This is a genomic window from Tsukamurella sp. 8F (assembly GCF_029167375.1).
Lineage (GTDB): Bacteria > Actinomycetota > Actinomycetes > Mycobacteriales > Mycobacteriaceae > Tsukamurella.
On sequence record NZ_JARFTP010000051.1, the window covers coordinates 1 to 17,493 of the forward strand.

Consider the following 17,493-nt stretch of genomic DNA (forward strand, 5'->3'; position numbering starts at 1 on the left):
CCCCCCCCCCCGCCACCGCGTCCCGGCCCCGGCTACCGCCGCCAGTGTGCGGTCCACATCGTCGGGTGAGGCCGCGACCGGGCCGGCGACGAACTGACAGTGGCTCCCCGCAGTGAGCACGTCGAGCGGACCGACGCGCAGCGTCGTCCCGGCGCCCTGCCCCCGCGGCGAGTGCCCACGATCCCGGCTCATCACCGCCTCCTGCCGGCAGTCAGCTCGACGCACCAGTCCTCGTAGTGGTCGATCGCGACCGCCTCGGCGAGGACCTCGCGCGCGTATCGCCGTCCCGCTGCCCCGAACGCATCCACCCGCGCGGGGTCCGCAGCCAGCTCGGCAGCGGAGCGGGCGAGCAGCGCCGGGTCGCCCGGCGCGATGACGGAGCCCAGCCCGGCCGACCGGATCTCGTGAGCAGTGACGCTGTCGACGCGCGTCGCCGCGAGCACCGGCCTGCCCGCGGCCGCGTACGACGTCAGCTTGCTCGGGAGCGCCATATCGCCGACCTCCGGGCGCTCGTTGATGAGGAGCACGTCCGCGGCCGCGAGGATGACGGGGAACTCGTCGTCGTCGACCGGTCGCAGGAACTGCAGCGCCCCGACATCCCGCCCGGCCTCTTCTAGTACCCGACGGCGGTTGCCGTCACCGAGGAGTACGAAGCGGATGCGATCATCGCTGCCTACCAGGCGCGCAGCGTCCACCACGCTCTCCAGCCCCTGCTTCAGCCCCATGTTCCCGGCGTGCAGCACCACGGTCTCGCCGTCGGACCAGCCGTGCCGGCGCCGCATCGCCGACCGCTCGGCGGCCGTCGGCTCAGCGGAGGCCGCGACATGGGTCCAGTTGCGGATGGTGCGCACGCGTCGAGCACCGAGCGCGGCCACCTGATCGCGGAACCGGTCGTGGATCACCGAGACCGCATCGGCCCGTGACAGTACGCGGCGCTCGATGGTTGCGACAGCCTGCGCCGCTCGGCCGGTCGCCACACCCGTCTCCACGACTCCCGGCCCGTACAGGTCCTGCACCACGACGCCGACCGGTACGCGCATGCAGCGCGCCCGCTCCACGACCGCGGCGGCGGACAGCAGCGCCGGGCTGATGACCAACACGACCTCGGGCCGCCCCCATCCACAGACCGTCGCGCGGGCGGCGAAGCCCGCCTCCATGCGCACCCGACGAGCCGTCGTCACTCCGTCGGGCACGTACAGGCCGACCCGCTGCAACCGCACCGCACCGTCGGACTCGGTGCGCCGCCGGACGCCGCGATATTCCTCCGAGACGCGCCAGTCCGGGTAGTGGGGAACGCCGGTGACGACGGTGACGGCGTGCCCGCGCGCGGCCAGCCCCCTCGCGGTGCCGGCGGTATACGGCGCGATACCCGTCGGCTCGGGCGCGTAGTTGATGCCGACGATCGTGATCCTCATCGGTCAGGCTCCGCCGCTCGTCTCGTGCGCGATCGGCGCACGCACCACCGCACCGGGCGGGACATCGCGTACCACGAGCGCCGTCGCGCCAACGGTCGCACCGTCCCCGACCGTGACCCCGCGTAGGACGGCGCTGCGTGCGGCCAGCCAGACCCGGTCACCGATGGTGACCGGCGCGTTGTCGTACTCGAAACCCGGGCTGTGCCGGTCGTGGGATCCAGTGCACAGCAGAACCCCTTGGGACACACAGGCGTCCGACCCGATGGTCACCGGCTCGAGGTCGATGATCCACGTGCCCTCGCCGATCCAGCTGTCGGCGCCGACGGTGAGCTTCCAGGGCCAGTGGATTTTGACGTCGTGGCGGATCAGGACGTTGGGCCCGATCTGCGCACCGAACGCACGCAGGACCGGCGGCCGCAGCCGCGCGGGGAACCACCAGCGCATCAGGACGGTCCAGTTGACAGCCAGCCACATGGCCTGCACAACCGCCGGGCGCCCCTTGTCGTATCCGGCGCCGGTGAACCTGCTCAACCGGAAGTCGTTCATCCGTGCCCCTTTCCGCACGTGGAGGGTGCCGGCGAACCGGCGAACCGGTCGGCGATCCAACGCGCGACATCCCCGTCGGGAACCGTGTCGTTGTGGCCGACTCCGGACAGCACGCGGTGGCTGACCACCCCGCCCGCCGCGCAGGCGCGCCCGACCGCCACGTCGGTCCACCGCGGCAGCACGATGTCGTCCTCGTCCCCGTTGACGACGAGCAGCGGGGCGGTGAGGCGCCCCTGCGGCAGCGAATCCGCGCGCAGCAGGTCGCGGAGCTCGATCGCGGCGCCCTGGGAATCGGGCCGCAGGTCGGCGGCGCGCACGGCCGCCATCGCCGCCTGCGTCGCCGTGCCGCAACCCAGCAGGAGCGGCGATGCCGCGAAGCCGTGCAGGTAGGGCGTGGTGTCCAGGCCGTATGCGCGGCTCAATCCGGTCACCACCATCGGCATGAGAGCTACCTGCCCCGTTGTGAGAGTGCCCTCCCATGCGCGGTCCGCGATCTCGCTGATGTCGGCCGCCGGCGCCAGGGCCGCGGCACCGAGCAACTGCAGGCCCCCACCGAAGCGCCCTGCAAGCTCGTCGGCCGACCACGCGGCCTGACCTCCCTGCGAGATACCAACGGCCACCCAACGGTTCGACACCGCGGGCGACAGCTCGCGCAGCGCGCGGACGGCATCGATGACGTTCAATGCCGCGGTCCGCGGCTCGAGGTACGGATGCTGCCCACTCCCGCTGCGGGTGCGTCCGTCGAGGCCCTGGTAGTCGGTCACCGCGGCCGCGTAACCCGCCTTCAAGATCGCGGCGACATAACCCGCGAAGCCGCGGAGCTGGGAGTCCGACGACGGCCCGCAGTCCTGCGTCGCGCCAGTCGTGCCGTGGGCGAAGGACACCACGGGCCAGCCGCCGACCGGAGCCGGGCCGCGCGGTACGAAGAACGAGCCGGTGACCTCGGTCCGGCTCCCGTCGATGCCCGATGCCGACACGTAGCGGGCGCGTGCGACGGCGGACGCCGCGGACGCGACGGAGGCGGCGAGACCGGGGTACCCACTGCGTTCGACGATGTGCCCGCGTGCCGTGTCCACCCCCGCCGTCACCGCCGGCAGCGCGCGCGGCAGGGGCGGCGCCGGGGCGGCGCCGGTCGGAACCGCGCGAGTGCAGGAGGCGGCGAGCATCAGCAGTCCGAACAGGGCGACAACGGCCCGACCGCGGCGCGGACTCAGCATCGGACAGTGGCACGGTTGGCTCGGTACCACTCCGTGGTAGCCGCGATCCCATCGGGAAGGGCGATCGTTGCGCTCCAGCCCAGTTCGTTCATCGTTGTCACGTCGAGCACCTTGCGCGGCGTGCCGTCCGGGCGCTGGTGGTCCCATGCGGTTCTTCCGGTGAAACCCGTTGCTTCCGCGACCATCTCAGCGATCTCGGCGATCGTGTGATCGACGCCGGTGCCGATGTTGACCTGCGCAGACCCGTCGTATGTGTCCAATAGGTGCACGCACGCGTCGGCCATGTCGTCGACGTGCAACAACTCGCGGCGTGGCTGACCGCTGCCCCAGTTGATCACCTCGTCGTCGCCGACCTCCGCAGCCTCGAAGTATCGCCGGATCAGGGCGGGCAGCAGGTGCGATCCCTCTGGTGAGAAGTTGTCGCCGGGCCCGTACAGGTTCGTCGGCATCGCCGAGATCCACGGGAGCCCGTACTGACGCCGCACCGCCTGGACGCCGATGATGCCCGCGATCTTGGCGATCGCGTACGCGTCGTTGGTCTGCTCGAGAGGGCCTGTGAGCAACGCGTCCTCGCGGATCGGCTGCGAAGCCAGCCGCGGGTAGATGCACGACGAGCCCAGGAAGAGCAGCCTGGGCGTGCGCTGCGCCAGCGCCGCGTCCATGATGTTGGTCTGGATCCGCAGGTTGTCCGACAGGAAGTCCACGGGCGACGCGGAATTCGCGCCGATCCCGCCCACGCGTGCCGCCGCGAGCACCACCGCGTCGGGCTGCTCGGCGCGCATCAGCTCGAAGACGGCGTCACGGTCACGCAGGTCCACCTCGGCCGAGGTGCGCCCCGTCACGTGCGCGAACCCCGCGGAGCGCAGACGACGCGTCACCGCCGAACCGACGAGGCCGCGGTGGCCGGCGACATACACGTGGGCGTCGCGCGACAGCGGCGCCACGGCCGTCATGCCACCCATCCCGGAATCGCGGGGCGGTCCACCCAGGCCCGGCCCTCATGCTCGAGCGCGGCCACGTCCGCGTCGACCATGATCCGGGCCAGCTCCTTCGCGTGCACGCCCGCCTTCCACCCGAGGTCGGCGAGCGCACGTGAAGGATCACCGATCAGGGCGTCGACCTCGGTCGGCCGCAGGTAGCGCTCGTCGAAGCGGACGTGTTCCCGCCAGTCGAGACCCGCGTGCTCGAACGCGACGGTCAGAAACTCGCGGACCGTGCACGGCACCCCCGTCGCCAGGACGTAGTCCCGGGGCTCGTCGACCTGCAGCATCCGCCACATGCCTTCGACGTACTCCGGCGCGTAGCCCCAGTCGCGGACCGCGTCCAGGTTGCCCATGTACAGATGCTGCTCGCGGCCCGCCTTGATGCGCGCTACCGCGCGGGTGATCTTCCGGGTCACGAAAGTCTCACCACGCCTTGGCGACTCGTGGTTGAACAGAATCCCGTTCACGGCGTGCAGGCCGTACGCCTCGCGGTAGTTGCGCACGATCCAATACGAGTAGACCTTGGCCGCCCCATAGGGTGATCGCGGATAGAACGGCGTGTTCTCGCCCTGCGGAGGCGGTGTGGCGCCGAACATCTCAGAGGTGGACGCCTGATAGAAGCGGCACTGTACGCCCGCTTCGCGGACCGCCTCGAGCAGCCGCGCCGTGCCGGTGCCCGTCGTATCGGCCGTGTGCTCGGGCTCATCGAAGCTGACCCGCACGTGCGATTGCGCCGCGAGGTTGTAGACCTCATCCGGCTCGATGGTCCGCAGGAGCGTGACCAGCCGTGCACCGTCGGACAGGTCCCCGTAGTGCAGGAACAGGCGCGCGTCTTCGCTGTGCGGATCCCGGTATAGGTGGTCGATGCGCGCCGTATTGAAGGTGGACGCGCGCCGGACCACCCCGTGGACCTCGTACCCCTTCGCGAGCAACAGCTCGGCGAGATAGGAACCGTCCTGCCCGGTGATTCCGGTGATAAGGGCGCGTTTCTCGGCCATAAGGGTCCTGGTGGTCAAGGGCGATCGCTCGCAAGGGTCAGGGCAAAGGGTTCGTAAAGCAAATTCACGGTAGCAGATTTCGGAGGAAATGCTCACCCGTGCTCGCGCCCCCTGCGCACCCGCCCGGTTTCGAGGCCTGACGGACCCCTGTCTCAGGAGTGCGGTCAGGTCTGTGCCGGTACGATCCGGAACACCGGATAGGACGCGGCCGCCGCCGCGATCGTCGCGTCTTCGCTGTTCACCCCCAGTCCAGGAAAGAACGCTCCGACCTCCCAGCGCCACTTGCGCATGTATTCACGAAGCACGGGCACCTTGTCCGTGTCATCGAGTTCCGAAGCGCGGAACGCCTCGGTGCTCCGCCCCAGTCGGAGCTCTCCCCCGCCGGCGACGCGCATGTTCTTCACCCACTGCGTCTCACCTCGCGGCGCCACGAGATAACGGTCGCCATCGAGTGTCAGGGGGTTGACGGGCGTGGTGCGCCATTCGCCGGAGGCTCGACCCCGGACGGCGAGCTGACGGCTTCCCAGGAGCGAGACGCCGTGGCGCGCGAGTCGGCCCACGATGGAGTTCATCGTGGCGGTGCTGCGATCGATCGCGACGCGACTGTTGTTCATTATGGACTCCGATCCGATGATGAGTAAGAGCACTGCTCTTGTTTCGAATCAATAGTCGCGTTGTTGGACCGATCTGTCAAGAGCAGTGCTCTCATTTCGGATCGGTGACTACAATCGACCGGGTGAATGCACCCAGGACCGCACGAGAACGGGCCCGCGCCGAGCTCACCTCGGAGATCACGGCGGCGGCACGGCGACAGCTGGCGGAGGTGGGAGCCGCACAGCTGTCGCTGCGCGCGGTCGCCCGCGAGCTGGGCATGGCGTCGTCGGCGGTCTATCGCTACTTCTCGAGCCGCGACGAACTGCTGACGACACTGATCACCGACGCATACGACGCCGTCGGTGAGGCGCTCGAGCGGGCGGACGGCGACGCGCTCGCTCGCGGTGGCACGCTGCGCGAGCGCTGGCGCGCGGCGGCGCACGCGCTCCGGGGATGGGCGCGCGCACACCCTCACGAGTACGCGCTGATCCACGGCTCCCCCGTGCCGGGGTACGCCGCGCCACAGGAGACGATCGCGGCGGCGAGCCGCGCCTACGCAGTACTCGCCGGGATCGCGGCAGAGGCGCCGCCCGGATCGGGCGATCTATCCGAAACCCTTGCGGCACAGGTGCACACGATCGCAGAGGCGATCGCTCCGGCCGCGGATCCACGCGCGCTCGCCCGCGGCCTCGTTGCTTGGACCCAGCTGTACGGCATGGTGAGCTTCGAGTTGTTCGGCCAGTTCGCGAACAGCGTCGACCCCGCCGACGAGTTCTTCGCGTACGCCGTCGAGACGACCGGCGACCTCATGGGCCTGCTCTGACCATGGACTGGCGGTGACAGCGCGCCCGATGGTGGCACCATGGGCGCATGGGACTCCTGCTTCGCCTGGTCGTCAACGCCGTGGCCCTCGCGGCCGCGACCTGGCTGGTGCCCGGCATCCACCTCACCGCGGGGACGACTCAGAACAGGGTGTTGACGCTGCTCGTCGTCGCGGTGATCTTCGGTGTCCTCAACGCCGTGGTGAAGCCGATCCTGTCGCTGTTCTCCGTGGTCTTCATCCTGCTGACCCTCGGGCTGTTCCTGATCGTCATCAATGCGGTGATGTTGCTGCTGGCGTCCTGGGCCGCCCAGAAACTGGGGCAGCCGTGGCACGTCGACGGCTTCTGGCCGGCGGTGTGGGGCTCGCTCGTGATCAGCGTCGTCAGCTGGCTGCTGTCGACGTTCGTGCGCAGCTCCGACTAGCAGCTCCCGAGTAGGAGCGCCTCCACCGGGAGCGGCGGGACTACAGCAGCACAGCCCCGTCGGGCCCCTTGCCCTCCTTGGCGACGGCGGAGTACGCCGCGACGAGCAACGACGGGTCAGGGCCCTCGAGTCGCCCAGGACGCGCGAGGCCGTCGAGCACGACGAAGCGCAGCACGCCCGCGCGGTTCTTCTTGTCTTTGCTCATGCCCTCGAGCAACTGGGTGAACGCGTCGGCGTCGTAGGTCGTGGGCAGGCCCACCGCCTCCAGCACCCGACGGTGCCGGTCTGCCGTCTCGTCATCGAGCCGCCCCGCCAGACGACCGAGTTCGGCGGCGTAGACGAGCCCCACGGATACGGCGGCACCATGCCGCCACCGATAGCGCTCGCGTCGCTCGACCGCATGTCCGAGCGTGTGGCCGTAGTTGAGGATCTCGCGCAGCGAGGACTCCTTGAGATCCGCGGACACCACCTTCGCCTTGACCTCGACCGAGCGCCGCACGAGCTCGGGCAGTACGTCGCCGGTCGGGTCCAGCGCGGCCTCCGGATCCCTCTCGATCAGGTCCAGGATCACCGGATCAGCGATGAAGCCGGTCTTGATGATCTCAGCCATGCCGGCGACGATCTCGTTACGCGGCACCGTTTCCAGGGTCGCGAGGTCGACGATAACGGTGCGCGGCTCGAAGAACGCGCCGACGAGGTTCTTGCCCGCGTCGGTGTTGATCCCGGTCTTACCGCCGACTGCCGCGTCGACCATCGCGAGCAGCGTGGTCGGCACGTGTACGACCGGCACTCCCCGCATCCAGGTCGCCGCGACGAACCCGGTGAGGTCGGTCGCCGCCCCTCCGCCCAGGCTGTAGATCACGTCCTGTCGGGACAGTCCGATGCGACCGAGCACCTCCCAGCAGAAACCGGCGACCTGAAGATCCTTGCCGGCCTCCGCGTCCGGGAGCTCGATACGGTGCGCGTCGATCCCCTTGTCCTCCAGCCGCTTTCGTAGAACCTCGGCGGTCTCCTGCAGTGGTGGCTGGTAGAAGATCGCGGCCTTGGAGGCACGCGTTCCGCCCGATGGTGCGGTCGCACCATCGGCGGCCTCGACCGTCTCGTCCAGTAGGCCGCGCCCGATGATCACGTCGTAGGGGCTGGCCGCGTCGACGCGGACCCGCACGGGCTCGCTCACGTGCATCACTTCCTCATCTATTCGGACGGTCGGTTCTTGTTCGGGTTCCGGAGCACGGACGGCAGCTTCGCCCACGGACGGTGCCGCACACGCGCCGGCGACGTGTCCTTGAGGCGGCGCTGCACCTGCCGCACCACCGATGTAGGCGCCCGGCCCACCGTCGACACCCGGATGGTCGCGAGGTCGCGGTAGATCGGCGCACGGGTCGCCATGAGCACGCGGTACTTCTCGGCGGGGTCGTCGCCGGCGAGAAGCGGGCGCCCGGACCCGACGGTGCGCTTGATCCCCTCGTCGACCGTCAGCTCGAGATACACGACCTGATACTCGCTGAGTAGGGTGCGGGTCCGCTCGGACAGAATCGCGCCCCCGCCGAGCGATACGATGCCACTCTCGCTGGCGACCACGTCGGCGACCACCTGCTCCTCGATCTCGCGGAACCGGCGCTCACCGTCACGCGCGAATATCTCCGCGATCTCGCGCCCCTCGCGCCGCACGATCTCCGCGTCGACGTCGACGAACGGCACGCGCAGCACCTTGGCCAGGCGCCGGCCGATCGTCGTCTTGCCCGCCCCCGGCGGCCCGATCAGGATCGCAGTAGGTCGGTCCACCATCGAGCCCTACCCCGCCTCCGACGGATACGCCTCGGGGCCCACCTCGGGCTCGGGCACCGCGCGCGGCTCCTCGACGGCGTGGTGCGCGAGCCTGGCCTCGACATCGGCGCGGTATCGCTCGGCGTTCGCGCGGGTCTCGACGAGCGAGTCACCGCCGAACTTCTCGAGCGCCGCCTGGGCCAGGACGAGTGCCACCATCGCCTCGGCGACGACGCCCGCGGCCGGCACGGCGCACACATCGCTGCGCTGGTGGATCGCGACCGCCTCGAGCCCCGTCTGCATATCGACGGTGCGCAGCGCTCGCGGCACCGTCGATATCGGCTTCATGGCGACGCGCACACGCAGCGCCTCGCCGTTCGTCATGCCGCCCTCGAGGCCGCCGGCGCGGTTGGTCGAGCGGAGCACACCGTCGGGGCCGGGCAGGATCTCGTCATGCGCCTCGCTGCCGCGTCGGCGCGCGGTCGTGAAGCCATCGCCGATCTCGACGCCCTTCATAGCTTGGATGCCCATAAGCGCGGACGCCAGGCGCGCGTCGAGACGGGCGTCGCCGGCGGTGAAGGAGCCCATGCCGACGGGAAGACCGGTGGCCACGACCTCGACCACGCCGCCGAGCGTGTCACCATCACGCTTCGCCGCTTCGATCTCCTCGATCATCGCCGTCTCCGCCGCCTTGTCGTATGCGCGGACGGGAGACTCGTCGATCGCGGCGATATCGTCGATCGTCGGCGTCGGGCCGACGTAGGGCTCGGACGCACCGATGGACACGATGTGGCTGAGCACCTCGACGCCGAGGGCCTGTCGCAGGAAGTTGCGGGCGACGGTGGCCGCCGCGACACGCGCCGCGGTCTCGCGTGCGCTGGCGCGTTCGAGTACGGGGCGGGCGTCATCGAAACCGAACTTGAGCATCCCGGAGAAATCTGCGTGGCCGGGCCGGGGCCGCGTCAGCGGGGCGTTGCGAGCAACGCCGGCCAGCGTGGCCTCATCCACCGGATCCGACGCCATGACCTGCTCCCACTTCGGCCACTCGGTGTTTCCGATCTCGATGGCGACGGGGCCGACCTGGGTGACCCCGTGCCGGACTCCGCCCAGCACGCGCACCGCGTCCGCCTCGAACTTCATCCGGGCGCCCCGACCGTAGCCGAGGCGTCGCCGGGCCAACTGTTCGGCGATGTCGGAGGTCGTCAGCTCGACCCCGGCAACCATGCCCTCGACGATCGCGACGAGGGCCGGGCCGTGGGATTCTCCTGCGGTAGTCCAGCGCAACACCCGAGAATCATCCCACGCGGCGCGAACGTGCAAGAGTTCGGCTAGCCGAACTCTTGATTCCTACGGTACAGTAGTCGGCATGACGGCCCTCCCCACCAACTCGTCACGCCCGGCCCGAACCCCGGGCTCGGGCAACCGTGCCACGCACAGCACGGTCGACGTGTTCGGTGTGGCGTGGCCGCTGTACAAAGTGGAGGCGCTGGCGGCGGGTCTTGTCGCATTCGTTGTGGTGCTCACCCTGACGGCACTCGCCGGCGCGGTCGCTCCCGCGCCCGCGATCCTGAGCGCCGCGGGCGTGACCGCCGCCGCGTGGTGCACCCTCCGCTCCGCATCCGCGCGCCGCTGACCGCGCGCCCCGGCCGGCCCCAGAAGCGCCGCCGAACTATGGCCCGGCCGCACCTCGTCATGTCACGACGTACCCCACGATCACCGGCCGCACAGGCCACGCTCCCGCGACGCGGATCAGCGCCGGAACCTCTGGCGAATCGCTCGCGACCTGGTGCGCGCCCGTCACACGGAGTGCGCGGCCACCACGATGCAGGGTGTACTCGCCCACACTCAGCACGTTCTTCGCCCACTGGGTCTCGGGGCCGTAGTTCAACAGCACGAACGCGCGGCCGTCGGACACGATCGCTATCACCGGCGTCGAATACGGCCGGCCGGTCTTGCGCCCGACGTGATCGACGACGGCGAGCGGCGGCATTCGGTACGACATCGGCCCGAGCAGCCGGTTCGTGTACCGGCGGTTGAGCACGGCGAGCTGGCGCTGCATACCCATTACCGGACGGTAACCCCGCCCTTTCACTTCGCGCGGCGAAAAGGGCAGTTGAATCCCCTATGCGAGGCAGTTCGGTCCCAGGAGCGCCTTCAAATCACCCATCAAGGACGAACTCGGGTTGACTCGTAGCGTGTCGTCGAGCTTGAGGGTCGTCGACTTGTCCCCGCTGACCAGCCTGACGTGCACGTCGGACACGCCCGGATGCCTGGTCAGCACCTGCTTGAGTTGGCTCACCTTGTCCTGAGTACAGATCCGTGTCGGCATCGTCAGCGCCAGGGGCTTGGCGACACCGACCAGCGACAGATCGATCGGCGCGATGTCGTTGGCGATGAGCGTCACCTTGTCGTCGCGGAAGTTGACGCGCGCCTTGATGAGCACGACCGCGTCCTCGACCACCTCCGCCCCGAACGCGGCGTACGCCTGCGGGAAGAAGAAGACCTCGATGCCACCCGAGAGGTCCTCGATCTGCGCGGATGCGAACGGCGCGCCGTTCTTGTTCACACGCCGGTTCACCGATGCGAGGATGCCTCCGACGGTGACCTGGGTCCCGTCCTTGATGTCGCCGTCGAGGATGGCCGGGATCGGGGTATCGGTCTGCGCCGAGATGACGTGCTCGATCCCATCGAGCGGATGTGCAGAGACGTAGAGGCCCAGCATCTCGCGTTCGAGCGCGAGTTTGTGCTTGCCGTCCCACTCCTCGTCGGGGACCTTGACGGCGAAGACGTCGTCCATCGTCTCGTCGGCTCCGCCCTCGTCCCCCATGGAGCCGAACAGGTCGAACTGGCCGACCGCCTCGGCCTTCTTGGTGGAGAGCACGGCCTCGATGGCGTCCCCGTGCACCAGGAACAGGCCTTTGCGGGGATGGCTCATCGAGTCGAAGGCACCGGACTTCACGAGCGATTCCGTGACCTTCTTCGAGCAGGCCGCCACCTCGATCTTGTTCAGGTAGTCGGAGAACGAGGTGAAGTCGCCCTTCTCCGCTCGGGTCTTGACGATCGACGCGACGACGTTGCCGCCGACATTGCGCACGGAGCCCATGCCGAAACGGATGTCCTCGCCGACCGCGGTGAAGTTGTGGAACGACTCGTTGACGTCGGGCGGGAGAACCGTGATGCCGAGACGGCGACAGTCCGCGAGGTACACGGCGGCCTTGTCCTTGTTATCGCCGACGGAGGTGAGCAACGCGGCCATGTACTCGGCCGGGTAGTTCGCCTTGAGATACGCCGTCCAATACGACACCAGGCCGTACGCCGCAGCGTGCGACTTGTTGAACGCGTACCCGGCGAACGGGAGGATCGTCTCCCACAGTGCGTCGATCGCGGCCTTGTCGAAGCCGTTGGCCAGCATGCCCGCTTCGAAGCCCTCGAACTCCTTGGCCAGCACCTCGGCCTTCTTCTTGCCCATCGCGCGGCGCAGGATATCGGCTCGGCCGAGGCTGTAGCCGGCGACCTTCTGCGCGATCTGCATGATCTGCTCCTGGTACACGATCAACCCGTAGGTGTCGGCCAGGATCTCCTTGAGCGGCTCCTCGAGCTGCGCGTGGATCGGCTTGACGTTCTGGCGGCCGTTCTTGCGGTCCGCGTAGTCGTTGTGCGCGTTCATGCCCATCGGACCGGGCCGATAGAGCGCGCCGACGGCCACGATGTCCTCGAACGCTGTGGGTTGCATGCGGCGAAGGAGATCCCGCATGGGACCGCCGTCCAGCTGGAAGACGCCGAGCGTGTTGCCGCGCTGCAGCAGCTCGTAGGTCGTCGTGTCGTCGAGCGGCACGGCGTCCATGTCCAGGTCGTGGCCGCGGTTGTGTTTGATGTTCTCGATGGCATCGCCGATGACGGTGAGGTTCCGCAGGCCGAGGAAGTCCATCTTCAACAGGCCGATGGCCTCACAAGACGGGTAGTCCCAGCCCGTGATGATCGCGCCGTCCTGCGCACGCTTCCACACCGGGATCGCATCGGTCAGCGGATCGCACGACATGATCACCGCGCACGCGTGCACGCCCGCGTTGCGGATCAGGCCCTCGAGCCCGAGCGCCATCTCGTAGATCTTCTTCACATCCGGGTCGGTCTCGATCAGCTGCCGGACTTCGACGGCCTCTTTGTACCGCTCGTGGCTCGGATCGGTGATGCCCTTGACCGAGATGTCCTTGGCCATGATCGGCGGCGGCAGCGCCTTGGTGATGCGGTCCGCTATCGAGTACCCCGGCTGCCCGTACAGCACTCGTGCCGAGTCCTTGATAGCGGCCTTCGTCTTGATCGTGCCGAACGTGATCACCTGCGCGACCTTGTCGTGCCCCCACTTCTCCGAGGCGTAGGTGATCATCTCCCCGCGCCGCCGGTCGTCGAAGTCGATATCGATATCGGGCATCGACACGCGCTCGGGGTTGAGGAACCGCTCGAACAGCAGACCGTGCGGGATCGGATCGATGTTGGTGATACCCAGCGCGTACGCCACCAGGGATCCCGCCGCCGACCCACGCCCCGGCCCCACCCGGATCCCCACCTCGTGCGCATGCGCGATCAGATCGCCGACCACCAGGAAGTAGGCCGGGAAACCCATCTGGTTGATCACCGACAACTCGTAGGTCGCGCGCTCGGAGTACTCGGCAGGTACCCCGTCCGGGAACCTCCGCTCCAGCCCTGCGTGCACCTCCTGCTCGAGGAACGACTCCTGTGAGTGCTCGGCCGGCACCGGGAAGATCGGCATGCGATCCTTGTGCTCCCATACCTCCGCGTAGGACTGCACCCGCTCGCCGATCTCCACGGTCGCGTCACACGCGCCGGGGACCTGCGACTCCCAGAGATCCCGCATCTCCTGCGCGGACTTGAGGTAGTAGCCGTCACCGTCGAACTGGAACCGCGTGGGATCGGACAGCGTCTTACCGGTCTGGATGCACAGCAGCGCCCCGTGCGAATCCGCCTTGTCCTTGGTCACGTAGTGGCAGTCGTTGGTCGCCAGCGGCTTGATCCCCAGCCGGCGCCCCACCTCGAGCAGCCCCTCCCGCACGCGTCGCTCGATATCGATGCCGTGGTCCATCAACTCCAGATAGAAGTTGTCCTTGCCGAAGATGTCCTGCCACTTCGCCGCGGCCGCGAGCGCCTCCTGCTCCTGCCCGAGCCGTAACCGCGTCTGCACCTCACCAGAAGGGCAGCCGGTCGTCGCGATGATCCCCTCCGCGTGTTCGGCGATGATCTCCGCGTCCATACGCGACCACTTGCCCAGCTGACCCTCGATCGACGCCAGCGACGACAGGGTGAACAGGTTCCTCAGACCCGTCGCGTTCTCCGCGATCATCGTCATATGCGTGTAGGCGCCCGAACCCGACACGTCATCGGACTTCTGCGACGGATCGCCCCACTTGACGCGTTTCGTGTTGAACCGCGACTCCGGGGCGATGTACGCCTCGATCCCGATGATCGGCTTGATGTCGTACTTCTGCGCCGTGTTGTAGAAGTCCGACGCGCCGAACATGTTCCCGTGGTCCGACATCCCCACCGCGGTCATACCCAACCGCTTGGCCTCCGCGAACAACGGATCCACCTTCGCCGCACCGTCGAGCATCGAGTACTCGGTGTGATTGTGCAGATGCACGAAGGAGCCCGCCACGTCTGAACCTCATCGCTGTCGCCGTCGAAACTATCCCTGGGCCACGAGTGTAAGCGGCGCCCCCGACACCTTCTGATAGGCGCGCTCACCCGGCGGACGACAACGTCGTGCGCGCCGCCCCCGCCTCGAATGGAGCGTGGACGAACGCCCGTTATAAGGTTACCCTTACTCGATGGAACAGGTCGACGGAACGACGCTCACGGGAGTATCGACCACAACACTGTGGACGCTCCGCAACCGCGCCGAGGAGGCCGCCCGCGAGGACTCGTCGTTCTCCGACCCTCTCGCGGAGGACCTGTACGCGGCGATCCGCTTCGACTACGCCGCATTCGGAGGCCCGAGCCAGTCACACGCGCTGCGCGCCCGAGCAGCCGACGCATTCATCGAGCGCTACCTCGACCGCCGTCCCGACGCCACCGTCGTGGCGCTCGGCGAGGGGTTGCAGACGTCGTACTGGCGCATCCGCAGGCCGATCCGCAGATGGTTGAGCGTCGACCTCGAGCCGGTGATCGAACTGCGCCGCCGGCTGCTTCCCGACGAGTCGGCCGTCGAGCACATCGCGATGTCCGCGCTCGACCGCGCGTGGATGGACGGTGTGGACCCGGAGGATGGAGTCGTGATCACGGCCGAGGGGCTGTTCATGTACTTCGAACCCGACGAGGTGACCGCCCTCATCGGCGACATGGCGCAGCGATTCCCCGGTGGCGAGCTGTTCTACGATTCGATCCCGCCGTGGCTCAGCGCGCGCACCAAGTCCGGGAGGATGCGCCTGCGTGGCGGCTACACCGCACCCCCTATGCCGTACTGGCAGACGGTGGGCGGCGCCCAGCGGCTACTCGAGATCCCCGGGGTGGAGAAGGTCGAGGATGTGTCGATGCCGCTCGGACGGGGCGCATGGCGGTGGGCGCCCATAGTCATCGGCGCCCTCTCCCGGATTCCGGCGATCCGCGACAAACGTCCTTCCTTCACTCGAATCACCTTCGGAAAGAACCAGATTCGCTGATATCCCGTCATGCGTGGGGTTCGGCGGCCGACCACCGGAACGTCCGTTCCCCGCGGATCGCGACCAGGTCGCGCGCATGTACGTCGAGGGTGATGTCCTCGTCGAGCAGTGGGCGCCACTGCCGCACGGCAACCGCATCCCCTGCACTGTCGAGCGCGGCCAGCACGGTGAGACAGTGCGCGGCGACCGGCGGATCCGGCTCCTGCGGCCACCCGCTGCGCAGGTGTACCGACACGTGCATCGTCTGCCGCCCGGTGTGGATGAGCCGCGCCTCGACCTGCACGACATGGCCGATATGGATCGGCCGGTAGAACCGCACTCCGCCGACGTACACCGACGCGACCTCCCCGCCCGACCAGCGCACACCGGTGAGATAGGCGGCGTCGTCCATCCAGCTCATCACCCTGCCGCCGTGCGCCTTGCCGCCCCAGTTCACATCCGTGGGTGCGGCGAGGAAGCGGGTGACCATGCGCTCCGCCTCGGTGGCCTCCGTGTAGGAGACGGTGGCCATGCACTCGGAGATGCGACGGCGCACGACTACCCGGCGCGCGGCGTCCTCCGCCCGTTCGACGTCGTCCGGACGTACGGGCTGCCACTGCCGGACGCGCGTCGGGCGTCCGTCGTCGCCCACCGCGACGAACACCAGAAGGCACGATCCTGCCCCGGTGAACCGCCCGAGCCGGGGATCCGCGGACGCGACCTCGCACTCGATGTGCATCGAGGTCCGCCCGGTATAGACGAGTGTCGCGGTCACCTCGACGAGATCACCCGACTCGATGTCGCGGCCGAAACTGATATTCCCCACGTAGGCCGTGACGCTGTAGCCACCCGACCATGCCGCGGCGCACGCGTAGGCCGCCTTGTCGATCCACTCCAGGATCCGCCCTCCCCGCACGCCGCCGCCGAGACTCGCGACGTCCGTCGGCGCGGCCATGAACCGAAGCGTGATCCGCCGGTCGTCCATCGTCAGTCGATCCTCTCGATCTCCGTTGATGCCCCATCGTGACCTGCGAAAAGAGCTGACGGGGACGCGGGGCGAGACGGTCAGGCGCCGGACACACCGCCGAAACGCGGCGGGTGGAATGCACGTAACGTCGTCCCCCTTGGGCAGAATGGTCGCGTGTCCGGACCAGATGTCGACGAACTCCGTCGGCTACGCCGCGCCCGAGATCGCATGGACCGCGAGTTCGCGCAGCCCCTCGACGTGCCGGCCCTCGCCCATACGGCTCTCATGTCGACGGCTCACTTCAGCCGGCGGTTCCGCGACGCCTACGGCGAGACGCCGTACTCGTACCTCATGACGCGGCGCATCGAGCGCTCGGCGGCCCTCCTGCGGCGTGGGGACGTCAGCGTCACCGAAGCGTGCTTCGCCGTCGGCTGTACCAGCCTGGGCTCGTTCTCCACCCGGTTCACGCAGACGATGGGCGAGTCACCGAGCGCATACCGCGCGCGCGATCACAGCTTCCTCGAGGCGGTCCCCGTGTGTCAGATCATGACTCTGACACGGCCCCGCAAGCCCGCCCGCGGATCGAGCAGTTTCGAAGAAGAACCGGACGCTCGAGCGGACTAGCGTTGCCGCCATGACCATTTCGATTGCTACCGTGTACGTCGTCGTAGACGACCCCGACGCTGCTGTGACCTTCTACCGCGATACGCTCGGCTTCGCCGTCCGGAACGAGGTGAAACAGGGCGATTTCCGCTGGATCACCCTGTCGCCCGACAGCCAGCCCGAGATCCAACTCGTCCTGACTCAGCCGCACGCGGGCCGCTCGCAGGCCGACGGGGACGCCGTCGCCGCGCTCCTGGCCAAGGGCGAGCTCGGCGCCGTGAACTTCCGCGCCGAGGACCTGGACGCCGTCTTCGAGAAGATCACCGCCGCGCCGGGTGTCGAAATCCTTCAGGAGCCTGCGAGCCAACCGTGGGGCGTGCGCGACGCAGCGTTCCGTGACCCCGCGGGCAACACCGTCCGCATCCAGCAGGCGTAGCCCGCGCCGCACCCCGCCGACGTGCCCCACGCCGCGCGGTTCCACGGGCCGGGGGGGGGGCCCCCCCCCCGC

General features: G+C 68.7%; 19 protein-coding genes. 6 read left to right on the plus strand and 13 right to left on the minus strand.

The annotated features are described in order from the left end of the window. The 7 genes from P0W64_RS21850 to P0W64_RS21880 all read right to left on the minus strand — a co-directional run. On the minus strand, nt 1-192 hold a 192-nt coding region (locus P0W64_RS21850; protein ID WP_275482301.1), incomplete at its 3' end, for a hypothetical protein. Next, nucleotides 192-1,415, minus strand: coding sequence for a WcaI family glycosyltransferase (locus P0W64_RS21855; protein ID WP_275482302.1), 1,224 nt, complete (start codon nt 1,413-1,415; stop codon nt 192-194). The genes P0W64_RS21855 and P0W64_RS21850, both read right to left, overlap by 1 nt. 3 nt (nt 1,416-1,418) lie before the next feature. Further along, on the minus strand, nt 1,419-1,961 hold the full coding sequence (locus P0W64_RS21860; protein WP_275482303.1) for a DapH/DapD/GlmU-related protein: 543 nt from the start codon (nt 1,959-1,961) through the stop codon (nt 1,419-1,421). Beyond that, nucleotides 1,958-3,178, minus strand: a complete 1,221-nt coding sequence (locus tag P0W64_RS21865; RefSeq protein WP_275482304.1) for a lipase family protein — start codon at nt 3,176-3,178, stop codon at nt 1,958-1,960. The genes P0W64_RS21860 and P0W64_RS21865 overlap by 4 nt, the downstream gene beginning before the upstream one ends. Then, nucleotides 3,172-4,140: a GDP-L-fucose synthase gene (locus P0W64_RS21870; RefSeq protein ID WP_275482305.1), complete on the minus strand. Its 969-nt coding sequence runs from the start codon at nt 4,138-4,140 to the stop codon at nt 3,172-3,174. Before P0W64_RS21870 ends, P0W64_RS21865 begins: the two co-directional genes overlap by 7 nt. Then, nucleotides 4,128-5,159: a GDP-mannose 4,6-dehydratase gene (gene gmd / locus P0W64_RS21875; RefSeq protein ID WP_275482319.1), complete on the minus strand. Its 1,032-nt coding sequence runs from the start codon at nt 5,157-5,159 to the stop codon at nt 4,128-4,130. The genes P0W64_RS21870 and gmd overlap by 13 nt, the downstream gene beginning before the upstream one ends. Nucleotides 5,160-5,323: 164 nt before the next feature. Continuing rightward, nucleotides 5,324-5,773 carry a nitroreductase/quinone reductase family protein gene (locus tag P0W64_RS21880; RefSeq protein ID WP_275482306.1) on the minus strand — a complete coding sequence of 150 codons (450 nt, stop codon included), beginning with the start codon at nt 5,771-5,773 and terminating at the stop codon, nt 5,324-5,326. A 122-nt stretch (nt 5,774-5,895) separates the two neighbouring features. On the opposite strand from P0W64_RS21880, the gene P0W64_RS21885 reads away from it, so the two are divergent. Then, the gene (locus P0W64_RS21885; protein WP_275482307.1) at nt 5,896-6,576 is read left to right on the plus strand and encodes a TetR/AcrR family transcriptional regulator; all 681 of its coding nucleotides are present in this window, start codon (nt 5,896-5,898) and stop codon (nt 6,574-6,576) included. A gap of 47 nt (nt 6,577-6,623) precedes the next feature. Then, entirely contained in the window at nt 6,624-6,998 is a 375-nt protein-coding gene (locus P0W64_RS21890; RefSeq protein ID WP_275482308.1) for a phage holin family protein, read from the plus strand. A gap of 40 nt (nt 6,999-7,038) precedes the next feature. Here P0W64_RS21890 and aroB read toward each other — a convergent pair whose 3' ends face one another. From aroB to aroC, 3 genes are read right to left on the minus strand one after another with little or no spacing between them, the layout of a single operon-like run. Next, a complete protein-coding gene (aroB, locus tag P0W64_RS21895; protein WP_275482309.1) occupies nt 7,039-8,175 on the minus strand; it encodes a 3-dehydroquinate synthase in 1,137 nt (378 codons plus the stop codon). A 17-nt stretch (nt 8,176-8,192) separates the two neighbouring features. Further along, on the minus strand, nt 8,193-8,786 hold the full coding sequence (locus tag P0W64_RS21900; protein WP_275482310.1) for a shikimate kinase: 594 nt from the start codon (nt 8,784-8,786) through the stop codon (nt 8,193-8,195). A gap of 6 nt (nt 8,787-8,792) precedes the next feature. Continuing rightward, nucleotides 8,793-10,052, minus strand: coding sequence for a chorismate synthase (gene aroC, locus P0W64_RS21905; protein ID WP_275482311.1), 1,260 nt, complete (start codon nt 10,050-10,052; stop codon nt 8,793-8,795). A gap of 79 nt (nt 10,053-10,131) precedes the next feature. On the opposite strand from aroC, the gene P0W64_RS21910 reads away from it, so the two are divergent. After that, nucleotides 10,132-10,398: a hypothetical protein gene (locus tag P0W64_RS21910; protein ID WP_275482313.1), complete on the plus strand. Its 267-nt coding sequence runs from the start codon at nt 10,132-10,134 to the stop codon at nt 10,396-10,398. A 57-nt stretch (nt 10,399-10,455) separates the two neighbouring features. Here the strand turns inward: P0W64_RS21910 and P0W64_RS21915 are convergent, their stop codons facing one another. Both P0W64_RS21915 and dnaE read right to left on the minus strand, forming a co-directional pair. Further along, nucleotides 10,456-10,830: a nitroreductase family deazaflavin-dependent oxidoreductase gene (locus P0W64_RS21915; RefSeq protein WP_275482314.1), complete on the minus strand. Its 375-nt coding sequence runs from the start codon at nt 10,828-10,830 to the stop codon at nt 10,456-10,458. A 57-nt stretch (nt 10,831-10,887) separates the two neighbouring features. Further along, nucleotides 10,888-14,433 (minus strand): DNA polymerase III subunit alpha, encoded by a 3,546-nt coding sequence (gene dnaE, locus P0W64_RS21920; protein ID WP_275482315.1) that lies wholly within the window; start codon nt 14,431-14,433, stop codon nt 10,888-10,890. Nucleotides 14,434-14,605: 172 nt separating this feature from the next. Here dnaE and P0W64_RS21925 point away from each other — a divergent pair, with 172 nt between their 5' ends. Further along, entirely contained in the window at nt 14,606-15,436 is an 831-nt protein-coding gene (locus P0W64_RS21925; RefSeq protein ID WP_275482316.1) for a class I SAM-dependent methyltransferase, read from the plus strand. A gap of 7 nt (nt 15,437-15,443) precedes the next feature. Here P0W64_RS21925 and P0W64_RS21930 read toward each other — a convergent pair whose 3' ends face one another. Then, complete coding sequence (locus P0W64_RS21930) at nt 15,444-16,400, minus strand: hotdog domain-containing protein (protein WP_275482317.1); 957 nt, start codon at nt 16,398-16,400, stop codon at nt 15,444-15,446. Between the two features lie 210 nt (nt 16,401-16,610). Here P0W64_RS21930 and P0W64_RS21935 point away from each other — a divergent pair, with 210 nt between their 5' ends. Together P0W64_RS21935 and P0W64_RS21940 are read left to right on the plus strand one after the other, a co-directional pair. After that, entirely contained in the window at nt 16,611-17,006 is a 396-nt protein-coding gene (locus P0W64_RS21935; protein ID WP_275482320.1) for a helix-turn-helix transcriptional regulator, read from the plus strand. A 10-nt stretch (nt 17,007-17,016) separates the two neighbouring features. After that, nucleotides 17,017-17,421 (plus strand): VOC family protein, encoded by a 405-nt coding sequence (locus P0W64_RS21940; RefSeq protein WP_275482318.1) that lies wholly within the window; start codon nt 17,017-17,019, stop codon nt 17,419-17,421. Nucleotides 17,422-17,493 lie beyond the last annotated feature (72 nt).